Source organism: Rhodococcus jostii RHA1, assembly GCF_000014565.1.
GTDB lineage: Bacteria > Actinomycetota > Actinomycetes > Mycobacteriales > Mycobacteriaceae > Rhodococcus_F > Rhodococcus_F jostii_A.
On sequence record NC_008268.1, the window covers coordinates 7,536,270 to 7,553,498 of the forward strand.

The 17,229-nt window shown below is 67.2% G+C and carries 19 protein-coding genes and 5 pseudogenes; 14 read left to right on the forward strand and 10 right to left on the reverse strand.

Annotated elements, in window-relative coordinates:
- Nucleotides 1-106: 106 nt before the first annotated feature.
- Both RHA1_RS34365 and RHA1_RS52230 read right to left on the reverse strand, forming a co-directional pair.
- Nucleotides 107-949, reverse strand: coding sequence for a class I SAM-dependent methyltransferase (locus tag RHA1_RS34365; RefSeq protein WP_011598768.1), 843 nt, complete (start codon nt 947-949; stop codon nt 107-109).
- A 217-nt stretch (nt 950-1,166) separates the two neighbouring features.
- Nucleotides 1,167-1,286: pseudogene (locus RHA1_RS52230) on the reverse strand (DinB family protein); the annotation flags it as partial.
- Between the two features lie 462 nt (nt 1,287-1,748).
- Between RHA1_RS52230 and RHA1_RS34370 the strand changes: the two are divergent.
- From RHA1_RS34370 to RHA1_RS34380, 3 genes are all read left to right on the forward strand, one after another.
- On the forward strand, nt 1,749-2,675 hold the full coding sequence (locus tag RHA1_RS34370) for an ATP-binding cassette domain-containing protein (RefSeq protein WP_011596360.1): 927 nt from the start codon (nt 1,749-1,751) through the stop codon (nt 2,673-2,675).
- Complete coding sequence (locus tag RHA1_RS34375; protein ID WP_011598770.1) at nt 2,672-3,478, forward strand: ABC transporter permease; 807 nt, start codon at nt 2,672-2,674, stop codon at nt 3,476-3,478. The genes RHA1_RS34370 and RHA1_RS34375 overlap by 4 nt, the downstream gene beginning before the upstream one ends.
- Before the next feature lie 488 nt (nt 3,479-3,966).
- A complete protein-coding gene (locus RHA1_RS34380) occupies nt 3,967-4,596 on the forward strand; it encodes a sigma-70 family RNA polymerase sigma factor (protein ID WP_011598772.1) in 630 nt (209 codons plus the stop codon).
- Between the two features lie 114 nt (nt 4,597-4,710).
- On the opposite strand, the gene RHA1_RS52235 is transcribed toward RHA1_RS34380, so the two are convergent.
- Entirely contained in the window at nt 4,711-4,890 is a 180-nt protein-coding gene (locus RHA1_RS52235) for a hypothetical protein (protein ID WP_237726989.1), read from the reverse strand.
- A 451-nt stretch (nt 4,891-5,341) separates the two neighbouring features.
- A pseudogene (locus tag RHA1_RS53300) lies at nt 5,342-5,568 on the reverse strand (ANTAR domain-containing protein); the annotation flags it as partial.
- 676 nt (nt 5,569-6,244) lie between these two features.
- Here RHA1_RS53300 and RHA1_RS52240 point away from each other — a divergent pair.
- Nucleotides 6,245-6,373: pseudogene (locus RHA1_RS52240) on the forward strand (Lsr2 family DNA-binding protein); the annotation flags it as partial.
- A 26-nt stretch (nt 6,374-6,399) separates the two neighbouring features.
- Here the strand turns inward: RHA1_RS52240 and RHA1_RS52245 are convergent.
- The gene (locus RHA1_RS52245; RefSeq protein ID WP_029537680.1) at nt 6,400-6,663 is read right to left on the reverse strand and encodes a hypothetical protein; all 264 of its coding nucleotides are present in this window, start codon (nt 6,661-6,663) and stop codon (nt 6,400-6,402) included.
- Here RHA1_RS52245 and RHA1_RS53700 point away from each other — a divergent pair.
- Nucleotides 6,632-6,706, forward strand: a pseudogene (locus RHA1_RS53700) (Lsr2 family DNA-binding protein); the annotation flags it as partial. The gene RHA1_RS52245 and the pseudogene RHA1_RS53700 sit on opposite strands and share 32 nt — an antisense overlap.
- Nucleotides 6,707-6,753: 47 nt before the next feature.
- Here RHA1_RS53700 and RHA1_RS52250 read toward each other — a convergent pair.
- Together RHA1_RS52250 and RHA1_RS52255 are read right to left on the reverse strand one after the other, a co-directional pair.
- Nucleotides 6,754-7,041 (reverse strand): hypothetical protein, encoded by a 288-nt coding sequence (locus RHA1_RS52250; RefSeq protein ID WP_037195674.1) that lies wholly within the window; start codon nt 7,039-7,041, stop codon nt 6,754-6,756.
- Nucleotides 7,042-7,146: 105 nt separating this feature from the next.
- A complete protein-coding gene (locus tag RHA1_RS52255; RefSeq protein ID WP_423816285.1) occupies nt 7,147-7,365 on the reverse strand; it encodes a hypothetical protein in 219 nt (72 codons plus the stop codon).
- Here RHA1_RS52255 and RHA1_RS52260 point away from each other — a divergent pair.
- Nucleotides 7,307-7,705: pseudogene (locus RHA1_RS52260) on the forward strand (Lsr2 family DNA-binding protein); the annotation flags it as partial. The gene RHA1_RS52255 and the pseudogene RHA1_RS52260 overlap by 59 nt on opposite strands.
- Before the next feature lie 413 nt (nt 7,706-8,118).
- Nucleotides 8,119-8,466 (forward strand): PDDEXK family nuclease, encoded by a 348-nt coding sequence (locus RHA1_RS34400; protein ID WP_016880252.1) that lies wholly within the window; start codon nt 8,119-8,121, stop codon nt 8,464-8,466.
- 288 nt (nt 8,467-8,754) lie between these two features.
- Here RHA1_RS34400 and RHA1_RS34405 read toward each other — a convergent pair whose 3' ends face one another.
- The 3 genes from RHA1_RS34405 to RHA1_RS34410 form a co-directional block, all read right to left on the reverse strand.
- Nucleotides 8,755-9,045: a DUF4193 domain-containing protein gene (locus tag RHA1_RS34405; RefSeq protein WP_011598777.1), complete on the reverse strand. Its 291-nt coding sequence runs from the start codon at nt 9,043-9,045 to the stop codon at nt 8,755-8,757.
- A gap of 13 nt (nt 9,046-9,058) precedes the next feature.
- A complete protein-coding gene (locus tag RHA1_RS46665; RefSeq protein ID WP_193384943.1) occupies nt 9,059-9,388 on the reverse strand; it encodes a WhiB family transcriptional regulator in 330 nt (109 codons plus the stop codon).
- Between the two features lie 97 nt (nt 9,389-9,485).
- Entirely contained in the window at nt 9,486-10,235 is a 750-nt protein-coding gene (locus RHA1_RS34410; protein ID WP_011598778.1) for an IclR family transcriptional regulator, read from the reverse strand.
- A 260-nt stretch (nt 10,236-10,495) separates the two neighbouring features.
- Here RHA1_RS34410 and RHA1_RS34415 point away from each other — a divergent pair, with 260 nt between their 5' ends.
- The 7 genes from RHA1_RS34415 to RHA1_RS34445 are packed head-to-tail and all read left to right on the forward strand — an operon-like array spanning nt 10,496 to nt 17,188.
- A complete protein-coding gene (locus RHA1_RS34415) occupies nt 10,496-11,530 on the forward strand; it encodes an NrtA/SsuA/CpmA family ABC transporter substrate-binding protein (RefSeq protein WP_011598779.1) in 1,035 nt (344 codons plus the stop codon).
- Complete coding sequence (locus RHA1_RS34420) at nt 11,527-12,387, forward strand: ABC transporter permease (RefSeq protein WP_011598780.1); 861 nt, start codon at nt 11,527-11,529, stop codon at nt 12,385-12,387. Before RHA1_RS34415 ends, RHA1_RS34420 begins: the two co-directional genes overlap by 4 nt.
- A complete protein-coding gene (locus RHA1_RS34425) occupies nt 12,384-13,190 on the forward strand; it encodes an ABC transporter ATP-binding protein (protein WP_011598781.1) in 807 nt (268 codons plus the stop codon). The genes RHA1_RS34420 and RHA1_RS34425 overlap by 4 nt, the downstream gene beginning before the upstream one ends.
- The gene (locus RHA1_RS34430; protein ID WP_011598782.1) at nt 13,187-14,230 is read left to right on the forward strand and encodes an ABC transporter substrate-binding protein; all 1,044 of its coding nucleotides are present in this window, start codon (nt 13,187-13,189) and stop codon (nt 14,228-14,230) included. Before RHA1_RS34425 ends, RHA1_RS34430 begins: the two co-directional genes overlap by 4 nt.
- Nucleotides 14,227-15,330 (forward strand): LLM class flavin-dependent oxidoreductase, encoded by a 1,104-nt coding sequence (locus RHA1_RS34435; protein WP_011598783.1) that lies wholly within the window; start codon nt 14,227-14,229, stop codon nt 15,328-15,330. Before RHA1_RS34430 ends, RHA1_RS34435 begins: the two co-directional genes overlap by 4 nt.
- A complete protein-coding gene (locus RHA1_RS34440; protein ID WP_011598784.1) occupies nt 15,330-16,484 on the forward strand; it encodes an LLM class flavin-dependent oxidoreductase in 1,155 nt (384 codons plus the stop codon). Before RHA1_RS34435 ends, RHA1_RS34440 begins: the two co-directional genes overlap by 1 nt.
- Nucleotides 16,481-17,188 (forward strand): class II aldolase/adducin family protein, encoded by a 708-nt coding sequence (locus RHA1_RS34445; protein ID WP_011598785.1) that lies wholly within the window; start codon nt 16,481-16,483, stop codon nt 17,186-17,188. Before RHA1_RS34440 ends, RHA1_RS34445 begins: the two co-directional genes overlap by 4 nt.
- Nucleotides 17,189-17,229: the final 41 nt, after the last annotated feature.

Below are 17,229 nucleotides of genomic sequence, written 5' to 3' on the forward strand. Positions count from 1 at the left end.
CGGATATGGCTCAACCTATCCCGCGGGCTGCCTTAGCTGGTGTGCAGAAAGAGCCGATCATCAGATGCCCGGATGTCCTCCCGCCGAAACCGCCGCAGCACTCGGGCTACCGCTTGCGTGCGGTGACGAGCAGGTACTCGGCCTCGTAGAGTGTCCGACCGGGCGCATCGGCCCGATTCCACGCGGTGAGGAACTGCAGGAAATCCCGCTCGAGGTTCGCGACCCGATCCGGGTCCGCGGCATTGTGACGGTACACGGCGATCGTCGGGCCATAGTTGCGTTTCCAGAACTCACGGAACTCGGTCGGGTCTGCAAAGCGGTCGATCACGAGTGACTGGCGGTGCGCGTCGAGCGCGGTCACCCGGTCGCCGAACAGGTCGCGGACGTGTTGCTCGTCGCCCCACAACGGCGGCGGGGTCGCACCGCGCGGCGGGGGCGGGGCGTAGGGGCCCATGGTCTTGAACAGGTTGCCGATCAGGCCCTGCGGTGTCCAGTTGATCATCGCGATGGTGCCGCCGGGCCGGCAGACTCGCAGCATCTCGTCGGCGGTCTGCCGATGGTGCGGCGCGAACATGGCCCCGACGACCGAGATGACGGCGTCGAAGCTGTCGTCGCCGAACGCCAACGCCTCCGCGTCGGCCTCGACCCAGTCCAGCTCGACGCCGCGCTGGGCGGCGATCGCCCGCCCGGCGACGAACAGTTCCGGCGTCAGGTCCGACGCGACGACGGTGGCGCCGCGCGCGGCAGCCGGGATCGCGGCGTTGCCGCTGCCGGCGGCCACGTCGAGCACCCGCTGGCCGGCGCGGATGTCGGCTGCCTCCACGAGCACCTCGCCGAGGGTCGGAATCAGCTCGGCGGCGACGGTCGGGTAGTCGCCGGAGGCCCACAACGCCCGGTGTTTGGCCTTGAGCGCGCGGTCGGTGTCTGTATCGGTGGGAATGGTGGTCATGTCGTGTCCTCGTCCTCGATGCCGGGTGCCGAAATGTTGGCACACCAATAGACGACGGCCGGTTCGGAAGGACGCACGCGAGGTGATCGGCATGGTCGCCTACGTGCGACTGCTGCCTCGACTAGTTGCCGCGAACCGGGGCACCACAAGCTCGCCCGAGTCGTCGGCGGAGGCCGCCTCAGGAAGCCAACTGCGCTGCGGCCCTCGGCTGAATGCCTCAGCCGAGGGTGAGCTGGGCGCGGTGGAAGTCGAAATGCTTGCCCGGGTACCGGTAGACCTGTTCGAGGGTCATGGTTTCGGTGAAGAACGGATCCCAGCGCACCGGGAACGCCATGCTGCAACCGGCCCCGCCACCGCAAGGGCCTGTCCACCACCCACGCGGGCTTGGCGTTCGCTGGCCTTCTTCGAGCTCATCACATAGATCCGGCTGGTCGCCTCCAGCCGGGCGACGTCAAAGAGGATCTTCGGTGCCAGCTTCTTCCCCACGCTGGTCATGTGGATGCGGGTGTGCCCGGGCGGGCGGAGCGCGTTCATCTGCTTACGCAGGGAGGTGAGGTCGCCGGCGGCGACACGCGGAGCAGTCTCTCACTCACCACCGCCACAATCGGCGCCGCAGACCCGCGTCCCGAGCGCTGCTGCATCCAACTCTCGGTTGCTTCGTCTGAGGAAGCGGACTCCCACCCACCAACGGATGGGAGCACACCTTCTTCGAGAGGAATCCTCCGATGACCACCCACCTGTTCTCTCCCACCGGAACCGGAACCGGCCACGCGGCCGGCGGCCACGGCGGGGGTGTGCGATGAACGCGCCGACCGTCGTGGTCGAGGATCTGCACGTCGCCTACAACAAGACGTGGGCTCTCGACGGTGTCGATCTGGAGGCTGCCGCCGGGACCACGCTCGGTGTGCTCGGCCACAACGGTGCCGGCAAGACCACCTTGATCCGCACCCTCACCACCTTGGTGCGGCCCACCATCGGCCGCGTGCAGATTGAGGGCCTCGACGTGGTCGTCCACGCCACCGAGGTGCGTCGCCGGATCGGTGTGACCGGCCAATACGCCGGTCTCGACGAATTCCTCACCGCCCGAGAGAATCTGGAGCTGATCGGCCGACTGACCGGGCTGCGCCGCACCGCCCGCGAACGGGCCGACGCGCTGATCGACCGGCTCGGGTTGCAGGAATACGCGTCCCGGCGGGTGGGGGAACTCTCCGGGGGCTCGCGCCGGCGGGTCGATCTGGCCGCCAGCCTCGTCGGCTCCCCGTCGGTACTGTTCCTCGACGAGCCGACCACCGGTCTCGATCCCCTCGCCCGCGCCGGATTGTGGGACGTCGTCGACGAGCTCACCGACGCGGGCACTACGGTCGTGCTCACCACCCAGTACCTCGAGGAGGCCGACCGGCTCGCCGACCACATCGTGGTCCTGCGCCGGGGCAGGGTCGCCGCCCGCGGCACCCCCGCCGAGCTCAAACGGATTGTCGGCGGCAAGGTCCTCAGCGCCACCATCCCCGCCGGTCAGCTCGCCGCGCTGCCCTTCGTCCCGGACACCGATCCGCGGGTCGACGGCGACCGCCTGCGGGTGTCGGTCACCGTCGGCGACGCCCCCGCCGCGACCGCCCTGGTCGCCGACCTGCACCGCGGCGGCATCGAGGTCACCGACCTGGACGTGACCTCACCGAGCCTCGACGACGTCTTCACCCACCTCGCCCACACAGGAGCCCACAAATGACCACCACCACTGCGATCGGGCGGCCCTCGGCCTTCGACCAGCTCGCCGCACTCACCGTCCGGAACCTGCGCACCAGTGCCCGCGTTCCGCAGCTGTTGATGTTCTCGCTGACCATGCCGATGGCGATGCTGGTGCTGTTCAGTCAGGTGTTCCGCAGCGTCGCCGCCGGACCGGGTTTCCCTGCCGGGGTCAGCTACATCGTCTTCCTCACCCCGGCGATGCTCGCCGTCTCCACGGTGATGGCCGGCACCAACGCCGGAGTGTCCGCCGCGATCGATCACACCAACGGCCTGCACGACCGCTTCGCTGCCCTGCCGATGCGGGCGGCGCTGCCGGGGGTGGCTCGCACCATCAACGAGGCCGTCTTCACCCTCGCCCGGGCTGCGTTGCTCGGGATCGCCGCCGTCGCTTTGGGTTTCGAGTTCCACGGCACCGCAGGGGATGCCGTCGCCGCGGTCCTGGTGCTGGTGGTGTTGGCCGGGGCGATGAGCGCCCTGTTCGGGCTGATCGGGGATCGGCTCCGCCGGCCGGACGTGGTCCAGTTCGCCGGGATGATGGTGATGATGCCGCTGATGTTCGTCTCGAGTGCGTTCGCGCCGATCGAGACCATGCCCGGCTGGATGCAGGCGATGGCGACGGTGAATCCGGTCGCGCACGCCACCGATGCCCTGCGCGGCCACGTGCTCGGCACCGCCACCGCCGGTGACACCGCCGCCGCCCTGGCCGCGGCGATCGGGTTGTGGGCGCTGGTGACCGCCGTTCCCATCCTGACCCGCCTCATTCGGTCGGCACGCGGCCGCTGAACGACGAACCGCCCTGCCCCATCTCACAAAGGAGAGGGGCGGGGCGGGGTTTTGCGTGTTCGATGTCCGTCCGGAGCCGGGCACTGTTCTGGCCCCTACCCGATGGAGGGGTAGAGGCTGTGTGAGCGCTGTGGTCAGCGGATGCGCCCGGTGCGGGCGTCGACGGCGCTCATGCGGCGGCGTCGAGCAGATGCAGTTCCTCCGCCACGATCAGGTCGACCTCTTCGCTGGTCAGGCCCGAAAACAAATGTGTGGTCAGCATTGCTCTCACCTCCTCACTGCGCTTCTACTGGTACGTCGAATCGGAGAACCCGTCATCGACATCGGCACCCATACAGACGAGGCAAACCGGATTCGGACGCAGACTGCGCCGGGAACGCGGGTGCATCCGATCGGGGTCACCGTCGTCGGTACCGGAGCGGACGTCCCCAGGGGTCGCCACTGCGCCGCCTGACGGGGATGCTGGAGACGGAAAGGAACCACGGATCATGAACGAGGACACGGCCACCACCGCGACGACACCCCAGCAGGCACCAGCTGATCCCGACCAGCTCTGGCGCCGCTTCTCGAGCGACCTGCGAGCGTTCATCGCCCGCCGGGTCTCGCGTCCCGAGGACGCCGACGACATTCTGTCGATCGTGTTCCTGCGGATGGCCAAGAGCCTCGACAACCTGCGGGAGCAGGACCGCCTCCTCGGGTGGATGTATGCCATCACCCGCAACGCGATCACCGACTACTACCGGTCCGCGCCCCACCGCCGCGAGCTGGCTGTCGACACCGTCCCCGACAACCCACCCGACGGCGAACCTGACGCCGACGAGACGGCGGAGAAGGAACTCGCCTCCTGCCTGGTGCCGATGCTCTCCGGGCTGCCCGCCGAGCAGGCCGCGGCGGTGAGGATGGTCGACCTCGACAACCGAACCAACGCCGCCGCCGCCAACGAGGCGGGAATCTCGGTGTCCGGGATGAAATCCCGGGTCCAGCGCGGCCGCGCCGCCCTCCAGGCTCAATTGCACACCTGCTGTCAGATCAGCCAGGACCGTAGCGGCCATGTCCACGACTACCAGCCCCGCAGCGGACCCTGCGCCTGCGGAGCCACGCCATCGGACGACGAGTAGACCGGCGAATCACCTCTGGTGACGGCGGCGGGGCGACCGGGCGAGGTCACGCTGACAAGACTGCGGTGCGGTGCGAGCCATCTTCGCTCGCACCGCACCCTTGTCACCTGAGGGCTACTGGCAGCCGCATCCCTCGCGGCCGGCCGTCGCCGCCGGACCGCAGCACGTCGACTTCTCGCTGAGGTCGCAGCAGCTGGCTTGTCGTTCGGTGCTGCAACACGTCGGCGCCGCAGTCCGTGGGTTTGCGTCCGTCCGATCCATCGTCGGGTTTTCGAACTTGTCGGCGTTGCTCATGGTGGCTCCTTGATCCGTGGGGATGGGTACCAGATCAGACGGAGGAGCACGAGAACGGACGCAGCCCCTCGAACGACGGCGCCAGAACAGCCGCAGGTGAGGTGGACATGCGCTTTCCGGGCAGGTCACGGGATTCGCGGTTGTGGCGACGCAACCGGCGGTGGGTGCCCGAGGCAGTAGCCGAGGGAAGTGGTTCGTGTAGGAGGTCTCCGGGGCGTAAGCACCCCTGTAGGCAGCCCCATCCAGCGGTTTCCAGCCTTGCGCGCCCAACCACACACCCCGAGCGGCCCTCGCTCTGGCGAGGGACTTCTGTGCTCGAGGCTGCGCGATCCCCGGAGTAATCACCTATGTCACGAATCGGAGCGTAAATCGTTCTACACCAATGGTTTACGCAATCGACCATGGCCTGGCCGCGTGGGCACAGCCCCGGCCGGCGCACATCGCTTGCGGTTCAGCCCTGTGCCCCGGGCCGGGGGACGGGGTGCTCGTGTGCGGTCAGGAGCAGGTGGTCGAACCGGGCGCGAGACGACGCGGGCAGGGCCACCTCGGCGGCAAGGGAGTTGACGAAGCGTTCGGCGAGGACGCGGAGTTTGGTGTGATCTGCTGCGAGCGCGAGGTGAGGATGCCGAAGGCTCGTTCGGAGGAGACGCCGTAGACGAGCATGAGCGCACCCTTGGCCAGCTGATCGGAGTGAGCCCCCGCGGTTTCTCGGTCGGCGCGCGCCCCACTGTTGTCGCGAGGGGTAGCCGTCCCGGTGCCTGTTGCTCATCGCGGTGTTGTGTCGAGTTGTCTCCACTCGTGTGCACGGTGCCGCAGTCGGTTTCGGGTGAACCGTGTGAGTGCGGTGCGGAGGAGAATGATACCGGCTGGGGGTGACCACACTCCGAATGCGGTGGCACGGCCACGACGGTGTTCTCCGGGCTGCCGGGGATGTGGCCGGCGCGCGGCCTTCGCGAGGGAAGGTTCGGCGCCGCTGTGACCCGAGTCCGGGAGGCGCTGCACCGCCGGAATTGCGGCACAGTCTTCGGTGAGAAGGTGGTGGGCCGTCAGGCGCACATCCTGCGGCACCGTGAACACCGAATTCGTCAATGCCGACCACTCCAATGCCGCAGCTGCCGAAGCAATTTCGGGATTTCGTTGGAGAATAGTCCCTGTCAGGGGTGAGTCGTGCTCGTCCTGGATGAAGCTCGGTGCGATGTGATTTTGAGCTCGAAGAGGATGGTGTGTGGTCTGCCCACATGGACAATGTCTTAAAGGCGTTGAATTGTTAGTTCGGTGAGCTTCCTCATTTCCGGGACGAGCCTGCCGTTACTGTGTGCGTTCGACGATTGCCCTGACGTAGAAGGAGAGCACGATGGCGGTATCACCGAGGATTTCCGAAGGTTCGGCGAAGGGGACGACTAAGGAGATTCGCGAGTGGGCGATCGGAGAGGGCCGCGAAGTGTCTCCCCGCGGCCGGATTTCGGCCGAGATCGTGCAAGCTTTCCATGACGCTCAGGTGACGAAGGTTCAGGCAAAAGCGGCTCCGGCGAAGAAGGCGGCCGCGAAGAAGGCGGCCGCGAAGAAGGCGGCCGCGAAGAAGGCGGCCGCGAAGAAGACGGCCGCGGAGAAGTCGCCGGCGAAGACGACCGGGCCGAAGAAGACGGCTGCGAAGAAGGCGTCTGCGAGGAAGTCGCCGGCGAAGACGGCAGGGGCGAAGTCGACGGCCGCGGAGAAGATTGTCGCCACGAAGGTACCGGCGGTGAGCACGGCTCCGGCGAAGACGACGACCAAGGATATTCGAGAGTGGGCGATCGGGGAGGGTCGCGAAGTGTCTCCCCGCGGTCGGATTTCGGCCGAGATCGTGCAAGCTTTTCATGACGCTCAGGCGACGAAGGTTGAGGCAAAAGCGGTGCCGGCGAAGAAGGCGGCCGCGAAGAAGGTAGTCGCGGGGAAGGCTCCCGCGAAGAAAACGGCCGCGAGGAAGTCTCCGGCGAAGACGACAGAGCCGACGAAGACGGCTGCGAAGAAGACAGCCGCGAAGAAGGTCGTCGAGAAGGAGGCTCCGGTGGAGGGAGCGGCGGCGGGTACGGCTCCGACGAAGACGGCCGCGAAGAAGATTGTCGCCACGAAGGTACCGGCGGTGAGCAAGGCTCCGGCGACGACGACCAAGGATATTCGAGAGTGGGCGATCGAGGAGGGTCGCGAAGTGTCTCCCCGCGGCCGGATTTCGGCCGAGATCGAGCAAGCTTTCCATGACGCTCAGGCGACGAAGGCTCAGGCAAAAGCGGCGCCGGCGAAGAAGGCGGCCGCGAAGAAGATAGTCGCGGGGAAGGCTCCCGCGAAGAAGACAGCCGCGAAGAAGGTCGTCGAGAAGGAGGCTCCGGTGGAGGGAGCGGCGGCGGGTACGGCTCCGACGAAGACGGCCGCGAAGAAGATTGTCGCCACGAAGGTACCGGCGGTGAGCAAGTCTCCGGCGACGACGACCAAGGATATTCGAGAGTGGGCGATCGGAGAGGGTCGCGAAGTGTCTCCCCGCGGCCGGATTTCGGCCGAGATCGAGCAAGCTTTCCATGACGCTCAGGCGACGAAGGCTCAGGCAAAAGCGGCGCCGGTGAAGAAGACGGCCATGAAGAAGGCTCCGGCGAAGAAGACACCCGTCGAGAAGGTTGTCGAGAAGGAGGCTCCGGTGGAGGGAGCGGCGGCGGGCACGGCTCCGGCGAAGAAGACGGCCAAGGAGATTCGAGAGTGGGCGATCGGGGAGGGCCGTGAAGTGTCCTTGCGCGGTCGGATTTCGGCCGCAATCGTGCGATTCTTCCATGACGCTGCGGCAAAGTTGCCGGCTGTGGGCGGCTGAACTGAGTGGTGTCCGCTCTTGAGCGTGACCCCCTTGCCTGTCTCTTCGAAGCCAGACTCACCGGAGATGAGCGCGCCTGTGTCACAGCCATAAAGGCGGGCGGACGGTCGGTGCGACTGGCACGGGAGTTCGCATTCACGAGCGCTGGTCGACAGTGTGCACCGAGGGGCCGATGGGAGTTCCGCTGGCACCTGCTGGGTGAGTGTCGGTGCCAAGAACTGTCGCCCCGTACCAAATGAGGTCCTGAGGGTTACGTCGATCTCACCGCACGATCTGCCGGGGTATTCCTGGGTCGTCGCATGCCGCACCGGACGTGTTTTGTGCTGTGGTGTTGTTCGGAACTGACGGTTTTCTGGCTTACCGTGTCCGGTATGGCAGGTGATGAGGCTCGCGTGGTCCGGGACTTCGCGGAATGGTTGTCATCTCAGGGCTGGGTAGTCCGGACCGATGAGGATGTCGTCGACATCGTCGCCGAGAAGGACGGCCACCTGCTCTACGTCGAGGTCAAGGCTGCGACCGTCGCGCCGGATTTGGATGTCGATACCGCCATCGGTCAGCTGGTGCGGCGGATGCCGAGCGAGGCGGATCAGTCGGTGTCGTTTGCGCTGGTCGTGAGGGACGAGCCGCGATCGGTGGACGCCGCGGTGCGGGCACCGCAGCGGATTCTGGATCTGTTGGGGATGGCGTTGTACGCGGTCGACGAGGACGGTGGGGTGCGGCAGCTCTTCGGGCGCGCGTGAAGACCGTCCCCCGGGCATAGCGGGACGGTCAGTGATCTGGAGATACCATCGCCAGGTCCCGCGAGAGCGGGGTAATGCGGTGATGGGCGGTAGCTCAGTCGGTGAGAGCCGTGGACTCATAATCGGATGGTCGCGGATACGAGCCCCGCCCGCCCCACCCGCGTGCTGCCTCGGGCCCGCAGGGAGGCCCCCTTTTGAAGGGCGAACCAGATCGTGGCGTCGGTATCCAGGGTGTGCGATGGCCGACCAATCCGAGGGCGGCCGCGCTTCTCGGAGGGTCCGAGGTGTTCAGGTGCAGTCGCGGCAGAGTTGTTGCGTAGTGTCGGCGAGGCGGCTGCGGTGGTGGACCAGGAAGCAACTGGTGCAGGTGAATTCGTCCGACTGCTTGGGGATGACGCGGACGGTGAGTTCTTCACCGGACAGGTCCGCGCCGGGCAGTTCGAAGGATTCGGCGGTGTCGGTGTCTTCGACGTCGACGGCGGGGGACTGGGTGTCTTTGCGGCTGGCGGTCAGCTGTTCGAGGGAGGTGTCCGGCTCGTCGGATTCGGTGACTCGTGGTGCGTCGTAGTCGGTGGCCATGGCTGTTCTACCTTCACGCTCTGGGTGTTCGGATCCGCCAGGTTAGAGGGTCCGTCGACACGACATGCTCGCGGGGTCGGGCCGGGAGGTGGGTGCGCCGGGCGCGTTCGGTTTCGGACATGCCACCCCAGATGCCATAAGACTCGGTGGCGGTGAGCCGTAGGCGCCGGCAGGCGGTGGGCACGGGACAGTTTCGGCAGATCTGTTTTGCGGCGCGCTCACGCCGGGCGCGGACGTTGCCGCGTTCACCATCGGGGGAGAGGAGACGACGCCACCGCAGACGCGGTCCGACCGCAGGGGTCGGGATGCAGGGTGCACCGTGTTGGGAGGAATTCGGGTACATCCGAGGGGCTGTCGGCGTGCCTCGCTGCATTCTCGGCAGCCCTCCGTGGGCGCCGGGGGGATGACTTGGTGTGCGACCACCTCTGAGCGAGGTCGCTTCAGAGCAGGACTGCGGCGATCTCGTCGGCGGTGACGCGGGCGAGGTCGACGAAGAATGGAATGCGCGCGTCGATCATGAGTTCGGTGGGCCCGCGCAGGCCGAGCGCGAAACGCACGATTCCGTCGGAGTCGCGGATCGGCAGTCCGATCGTGCGGAAGTCGGGGGTCAATTCCTCGTCGTTGAACCCGTATCCGCGTTCGCGGGTGCGGACGAGTTCTTCCCGGATGCCGGCCACGTCGGTGATGGCGCGTGGGGTGGTCGCCGTTCTGGGTAGTGATGCGATGTCTTCGTCGTCGGTGTCGGACCACGCGAGGAAGACCTTGCCGAGTGCGCTGGCGTGGAGCGGTAGCCGCACTCCTTGCAGTACGTGTCCGTCTGTCTCTCTCCAGCGGCTGAATCCGAGCAGGACGACGTCGTGGCCGTGTCGCATGGCGAGTGAGGCGGACGCACCTGTCGTCGCGGCCAGTTGCTCGAGGTAGGGCTCGGAGAGGTAGATGCGGTGCTGGCGGTAGGAGATCTGACCGTAGGCGGCCAGCGCGCTGCCGAGCCGGTAGCGGTTGGACGTCTTGTCCTTGTCGAGGAAGCCGGCATCGACCAACGATTGGAGTAGGCGGTGGGTTGTGCTCACGGCCAGGTCCTGACGCTTGGCGATTTCCGATACGCCCAGCTCCTCACCTCCGCCGAAGCAGGTGAGCATCGTCAGTGCACGTGTCACCGTCTGCACTCCCGTGGCACGTGAGTCGGTCACGAGCAATCCTTCCTGTGGGGGCCGATCGGCCGGATGTGGGGATGTTCTCACGCCTGGATGCTTGAGACCTTACTTTCCATCTACTGGAAACTGAAGGTCCGGTCCGACAGGGATTGTCGGGAAAAGTGCGATGTAGTGTCTTTCTGGGCGTTGTCAAGGTTTCCGATCTGTAGAAAACAAACCGGAGGAATTCGGACGCGGAGAACATAGCGTCAACGGTCGTCACACCTGACGATTCATCCGTTGAAGGAGCTACCCACATGTCCCGCATTCGCCGACTGCCACGAGCCGCCGCAGCGCTCGCCCTGATCCCGCTCGCCGGGTTGGCGGTGGCGTGTGGATCCTCCGATTCCTCGGCAGGTGCCAGTTCCGGCGCCGAATTCACGCTGAAGGTCTTCGATCCGGGCAACTCCGGTGCGATCGCCGTCGGAAAGCGTGACGGAACCTACGACGAGGCGTTGGCTCCTCTGGGAGCGAAGATCGAATGGGTCAAGACCACACCGGGTTTCAGCTCCAACCTGAAACTCTTCAACACCGGTGAACTCGACATCCAGACCGGCGCCTACAGTCCCGTGGTCGGAGCCCTCTCCAAGGATGTCGGTGTCCGCATCTTCGCCACGTCCGACCCCTACAACAAGGATCAGGCGGGCATCATCGCCAGGCCCGAGTCCGGGATCACGTCGGTGGCGGATCTGCCCGGCAAGCGGATCGCGGTCAACCCGGCCGGCAAGGGGGAGTACATCACCCTGAAGGCCTTGACCCAGGCCGGAATTCCGGTGGACTCCGTCGAGCGTGTGCCGCTGCAGCAGGCGGATGCTGCCTCGGCGTTCTCCACCGGCCAGGTCGACGCCTGGGCGTCATTTCTGATCCCGTACCAGGAGGCGAAGGCGAAGGGCGCGGTCGAGATCGCCACCGAAGCGAGCATCGGTTCGGTGGACAGCACCATCATCGCCGGCCGGACGAAGGTCCTCGAGGAGCATCCCGACGTGGTCGAGAAGTTCCTCGAAGTGACGCAGCAGCTGACGGAAAAGCAGCAGCAGGATCCGGCCGCATTCGAGAACGTCTTCGACAAGACCGGCCCCAGAGCCCTGTCGGGTCAGCGACTTGACGACGCGATTGCGCTCGGTGGCCAGATCACGAACTTCCGGTACCCGACCGCAGCCGATGCCCTCGACCTGGAATCCATCTCGGCGCTGTTCGCCGAGAACGGTGTGATTCAACAGCCGCTGAAGGGCAGTGACGTGATCTTCGATCTCCCGGCGGCGCTCGAGTCCGCCTCGGCGGAGGGCAAGTGACTTCGGTGGTGACCCTGTCGAGTTCGGTGCGCGGCGACGCGCCTGCGGCTCCGAAGCTGGAGACGCCCCGTTATCGCCGAACCCGTGAGCGGCCGCGGTGGATCTCGATCCCCCTGCGCTTCCTCGTACCCGCCCTGCTCGTCGGCGCCTGGTCGATCGGGTCGTCGTCGGGGCTGTTGAGCCCGGAGATCCTCGCCGGGCCGCCTGCGGTGTGGCAGGCGTTCGTGGAGCTGTATCAGTCGGGTCAGTTGCTCGACTTCGGCGTCGCTTCGCTGCAGCGGGCCGCACTGGGTGTGGGGTGCGGTGTCCTGATCGGGCTCGTCCTCGGCGTGTTGTCCGGCCTCTCCGCACTCGGGGAGGAGTTGATCGACTCGACGATGCAGATCAACCGCGCCGTACCCTTCCTGGCGCTCGTTCCGCTGTTCATCGCCTGGTTCGGTATCGACGAAACGTTCAAGGTTGTCCTCATCTCCGTTGCCACCCTCGCCCCGATGTACGCGTACACCTACCTCGGAGTGCGGGGAGTCGACCGCAAGATGGTCGAGGCCGCCCGCGGGTTCGGGCTCACCGGCTGGCGACTGGTCTTCGGCGCAATCCTGCCGACCGCACTACCGGGGGTGTTGATGGGTCTGCGTATCTGCCTGTCGCTGAGCATCACCGGCCTGATCGCGGCAGAGCAGGTGGGTACCCGGGAAGGGATCGGCTACCTCGTGACGCTCGCGCAGGAGTACAACCGCACCGACTACATGGTCCTGTGCATCGTCATGTACGCGATCCTCGGCCTGGTCTTCGACGCGGTGGTGCGCGTGATCGAGAAATTCGCGATGCCGTGGCGGCAGCTGTCGGTGACCCGATGACCGCCGCAGAAGCACCGTTGCCACCGTTGGCGCCGCGCGAACGCACCGCGACGACCGCGGCGGAACGACGAACCGGGTCACCCCTGGCGGTGTCGCTGTCGGGAGTGCGGAAGTCGTTCGGCGACAAGACCGTACTGTCCGGGATCGACCTCGAGATCACTCGCGGCGAGTTCGTCGTCCTGCTCGGCCCGAGCGGCACCGGAAAGACGACCCTGCTGCGACTGCTCTCGGGACTCGAACCGCCGGACGGCGGCGACGTCCTGGTCCCCAGGCAACGCACGGTCGTGTACCAGGAGCCGAGGCTGATCCCGTCCAAGCGGGTGCTGGCGAATGTGTCGGTGGGGCAGAAGCGTGCACAGCTCACCCGCGACAACGCGCGGCGCGCGCTGGCCGAGGTGAACCTCGCGGACAAGGAACGTGCGTGGCCCGCCACCCTCTCCGGTGGCGAAGCGCAGCGGGTCGCGCTCGCCCGCGCCCTCGTTCGCGAACCGGAACTGCTGCTGCTGGACGAGCCGTTCGCGGCGCTGGACGCCCTCACGCGGCTGCAGATGCAAGATCTCGTCGGCGACCTCGTCGCCCGGCACCGCCCCGCCGTTCTGCTCGTCACCCACGACGTGGACGAAGCCGTCCGGCTGGCCGACCGCGTCCTGATCCTCGACAACGGCGGCTTCGCGGTGGATGTCGACATCGACCTCCCGCGCCCGCGGGACCGCAACGACCCCGAGGCGCTGCGCTACCGAGCGACCTTCCTCGCCCAGCTGGGCGTAGGTCGCCCATCCTCTACCAGACAGGACATTTCATGACGGTGACAACCGGCAGTGCCATCGACACGCTCTGGTACACCCGCTGCCCGGTGCCCACCGCGAGCGGCCTCGCGAACAACCTCGGGTGGCTGGGGCGCACCGCGGGCACGGCCGGGGTCGAATTCGGTGTGCTGCAGGACGCGGGCCCCGAACTGGCAGTAAAGCATTTCGATCACCAGCTGCCGGGCCTGATCCGTGAAGGCGGCAACGTCCCCGCCATGGCCGCGCGGGCGGAAGGATCCCCGACCCGGCTGATCGGTCTCACCTGGATCGACGAGGCCCAGGCCATCCTGGTGCGCGGCGAATCGGACGTCCGCGACGCCACCGGACTGCGAGGACTCCGCATCGGGATCCCCGCCTGGGCCGCCGATCGTGCACGCAGCTTCCCGCGCGCCATGGCGCTGCACGGCCTCACCTCCGCTCTGCGACTCGGCGGTCTCACCTTCGCCGACGTGCACCTCGTCGAGGTCCCGACGACACCGGCCCCGCAGGTACGCACCGCCAACCCCGATCGCAACACCACCTGGGGCGTCGAGCCGTTGCTGGCCGGTGACATCGACGCGATCTACGTCAAAGGCGCCCGGGCGCAGGAGGTGGCACGAGAGCACGGACTGGCGGTGGCCGTGGACCTCGATTCCACCGACGCCCTTCGCGACCGGGTCAACAACGGAACCCCGCGACCGGTCACCGTGCACGAAGACCTCCTCGAACAGCGGCCGGACATCGTGATCGGGTTTCTCGCCGAGAGTCTGCGCGCCGCCGACTGGGCGGCCGCGAACGTCGAACAGGTCCGTGCGGTGTTCCAGACCGAAACCCAGTCCGGACCCGAAGGCGTCGTCGCCGCATACGGCGAGAACTTTCACACCGGCCTTCACCTGAGCCTGTCCGATGAGCGGGTGGATCTGCTGGGTGTGCAGAAGCAGTTCCTCTACGCCCACGGCTTCCTCGCCCACGATTTCGACCTCGCCTCGTGGGTCGCGCATGAACCGCTCCGGCAGGCGCGCGCCCAGCTCGACGCCGAGACGGCGGCAGCGCAGTGACCGACTTCTACTGGGAACTACCGACTCGCGGTGACGGACGCAGGGTCGCCACCGAACTCGGCACCCGCGGTGGTTTCGGGGTGCGGACCCCGCACAGCGTCGCCACCGATCTGCGTCCCGGCAGATTCGGCCCCTTCGACGAACTCGCCCAAGTGATCCACGCCGCGGAACTGTCGGGCGTCGACGGTGTGGTCGCGGGATACGACCCGTCGGGCGAGGAATCCTGGATCGTGGCCGCGGCCGCACTCCGGCAGACACGTCACGCACGGGTCGCCGTGGAATTCCACCCCGCCTTCGGAACCCCGGTCTACGCGTCGAAGATGTCGGCCACTTTGCAACGGCTCTCGGGTGGACGACTGGAGTGGCGCCTCGCGGTGGAGACCGATCCCGCAGACGCACGCTCGCGCGGCGATCGGGTCACCGGCCGCGACCGCTACGCCCGCGCCGCCGAATTCCTCACCGTCGCCCGCGGGGTGTGGAACGACGAGGAGATCCTTCCTGGTGGGTTCGGAGGCACCGGGTACGAGTTCGCAGGCGACTACTACGACGTGATCGACGGCGGCTTCCGCGGGATCCTGTCCGGACTGCCGTTCCCCGTCGTTCATCTCACCGGGGACTGTGAGGACGCCCTCGCGTTGTCGGCCCGCCACGCTGACGTGCATCAGTTCGCGCTGACCGAATCCGGCTTCGAGGGTCCCGCGAAGGCCCTGGCAGCCCTGGCACGTGAGCACGGGCGATCGGTGCGGACGCTGCTGCGGGTACCGGTCATCGCGCGGGAAACAACCGACGAGGCGTGGGCACGCGTCGAGCGCCTGTGGCGGGAAGTCCACCCCGGCCCAGACATCGACGATCCCCGCGCCCTCGACCGGGGCGAGTCCCGGTGGGCGGGCTTCGACCGCCTCGGCCACCCGCACAGCACCGGACTCGTCGGCAGCTACGAGGACGTCGCACGGCAACTGTCGTCGCTGCGCGAGCGCGGCGCCGACGGCTTCGTCCTGGTCGGACGCCCGCACATCGAGGAACTCCACCGCACGGGTGAGCACCTTCTGCATCTGGTCGATCCCACCGGACGCACCCTCGCCACCCAGGAGGCGCACTGATGAGCATCGACTTCTACTGGCGCATCGGGATGGAAGGTGATCACGCGTCGTTGCGCACGCCGCGGCGCTACAACCGCGGCGACGCCGGGGGGCACCGACCCGGCAACATCGCTCCGGCGATCCGGGGCGGGGAACTCGACGGCTACGGATACATCGACCACATGGCCGCGGTGGCGAAGGCGTCCGAGTCGGCCGGGTTCCTGGGCGGTCTGCTGCCGTCCTTCCCGATGACGGAAGACCCCTGGGCCACCGCGGCCGCGCTGGCCGCCGAGACCACCACGTACCGTTTCATGGTCGCCTTCCAGCCCGGGTTCCTGCACCCGGTACAGGCGGCCAGGATGTCCGCGAGCCTGCAACGCGCCACCGGAGGCCGGCTGGTCTACAACATCATCAGCGGCGGCGGCGGTGCCCCTCAACTGTGGTGGGGAGATAAAGTCGATCACGACGACCGCTACGCCCGCACGTCCGAGTTCCTCGACGTCCTCCGCGGGGTCTGGGACGGAGAGCCATTCGACTTCGACGGCCGGTTCTTCCGCACCGACGGGGCCGCCCTGGCTCCCGGTCTGGCCGGACAACCGTTCCCCGAGGTGTACTTCTCCGGCTCGTCCGCGGCAGCCGTCGCCGCCGCGGGCACCCACTCGGACTACTACCTGTCCTGGCTCGAGCCGTACGCAGACCTGCGGAAAAAATTCGACGGCGTACGAGAGCAGTCCGCGAAACTCGGGCGCACCCCCAAGTTCGCGGTGCGGATCGACATCGTCGCCCGCCACACCGAAGACGCGGCCTGGGCGGAGATCGAGAAGGGCTGGGCCTTCGTCGACAAGGATGCCGCAAACCGGGCGGCGCAGGGCGATTCCGTCGGGGCGGCCCGCATCAAGGGCTGGGTACCCGAACACATCACCGGCTACCGGGACCTCGAAGTCCAGCCCAACGTCTGGTGCGGCTTCAGCCTGATCCGAGGTGGCCCCGCATTCGGCCTGGTCGGCAGTTACGAGCAGGTCGCCGAACGTCTCGACGAACTACGCGCACTCGGCGTCGACGCCTTCATCCTCGCCGGAAATCCCCACCTCGAGGAGGCGTACCGCGTCGGCGAAGAAGTACTTCCCCTGCTGCAACGCACATCACCCATCACTTCCGGACAGGACCTGCTGTGACTACCACCGAGAACCGACTGGACCCGCAGATCGCCACCTTCGTCGACGCCGCGCGCCGCGACGCCGACAAGGCGTTCGCCGTCTTCCGGAGCACCGGGACCGTGTCGGCCAACGGCACGGTCAACTTCGTCGAACGCGTCCCCGGCACCGAGATCGCGGTCGCGCTCAACGACCCCGGCCCGTGGGCAGACGATCCGACTGTGTCACCAGTGGTCGCGACGTTCGACGGGGAGGTGCTCTCGGGCAACGGCTCCGCCGGATTCGTCACCGGTTACGCCGCCGTCTTCCGGCAGCACCCCGAGATCACCAGCGTCGTACACATTCACACCCCGTGGCTGGGCGGGTGGGCGCAGACCCACCGCACTCTGCCGATCCGGTACGCGGCCTCGCAGCGCCTGACGCTCTCCCGCGAGATTCCGCCCCACATCGACCGGTCCCGATCGGCGGGCGAATTCATTCTCGAACGCCTGCAACACGACCCGGACCTGGTGGCCATCTTCGAAGCGAACGGCGGGGTCAACGTGATCGGCCGGAGCGGACTGCTCGACCTCGCGAAGTTCGTCGTACTACTCGAGGAAGGCGCCCAGTTCCAGGCGATCGCGGAGTCGCTCGGCGGGTCCGTCGAATTCGATCCGTCGAATCTCGCGGTGCAGTGGGGGCGCTCGGGTCTCGCCGACGAGGCACGCCGCCGCGGCCTCATCTAACACCATCGTCCCCACACTCTCACAGGCAACCAAAACAGAAC

Coding starts and splice junctions, on each gene's coding strand:
- RHA1_RS34365 (WP_011598768.1), bottom strand. CDS start 949: ATGACCACCATTCCCACCGATACAGACACCGACCGCGCGCTCAAGGCC.
- RHA1_RS34370 (WP_011596360.1), top strand. CDS start 1,749: ATGAACGCGCCGACCGTCGTGGTCGAGGATCTGCACGTCGCCTACAAC.
- RHA1_RS34375 (WP_011598770.1), top strand. CDS start 2,672: ATGACCACCACCACTGCGATCGGGCGGCCCTCGGCCTTCGACCAGCTC.
- RHA1_RS34380 (WP_011598772.1), top strand. CDS start 3,967: ATGAACGAGGACACGGCCACCACCGCGACGACACCCCAGCAGGCACCA.
- RHA1_RS52235 (WP_237726989.1), bottom strand. CDS start 4,890: ATGAGCAACGCCGACAAGTTCGAAAACCCGACGATGGATCGGACGGAC.
- RHA1_RS34405 (WP_011598777.1), bottom strand. CDS start 9,045: ATGGCCACCGACTACGACGCACCACGAGTCACCGAATCCGACGAGCCG.
- RHA1_RS46665 (WP_193384943.1), bottom strand. CDS start 9,388: ATGTACCCGAATTCCTCCCAACACGGTGCACCCTGCATCCCGACCCCT.
- RHA1_RS34415 (WP_011598779.1), top strand. CDS start 10,496: ATGTCCCGCATTCGCCGACTGCCACGAGCCGCCGCAGCGCTCGCCCTG.
- RHA1_RS34425 (WP_011598781.1), top strand. CDS start 12,384: ATGACCGCCGCAGAAGCACCGTTGCCACCGTTGGCGCCGCGCGAACGC.
- RHA1_RS34430 (WP_011598782.1), top strand. CDS start 13,187: ATGACGGTGACAACCGGCAGTGCCATCGACACGCTCTGGTACACCCGC.
- RHA1_RS34440 (WP_011598784.1), top strand. CDS start 15,330: ATGAGCATCGACTTCTACTGGCGCATCGGGATGGAAGGTGATCACGCG.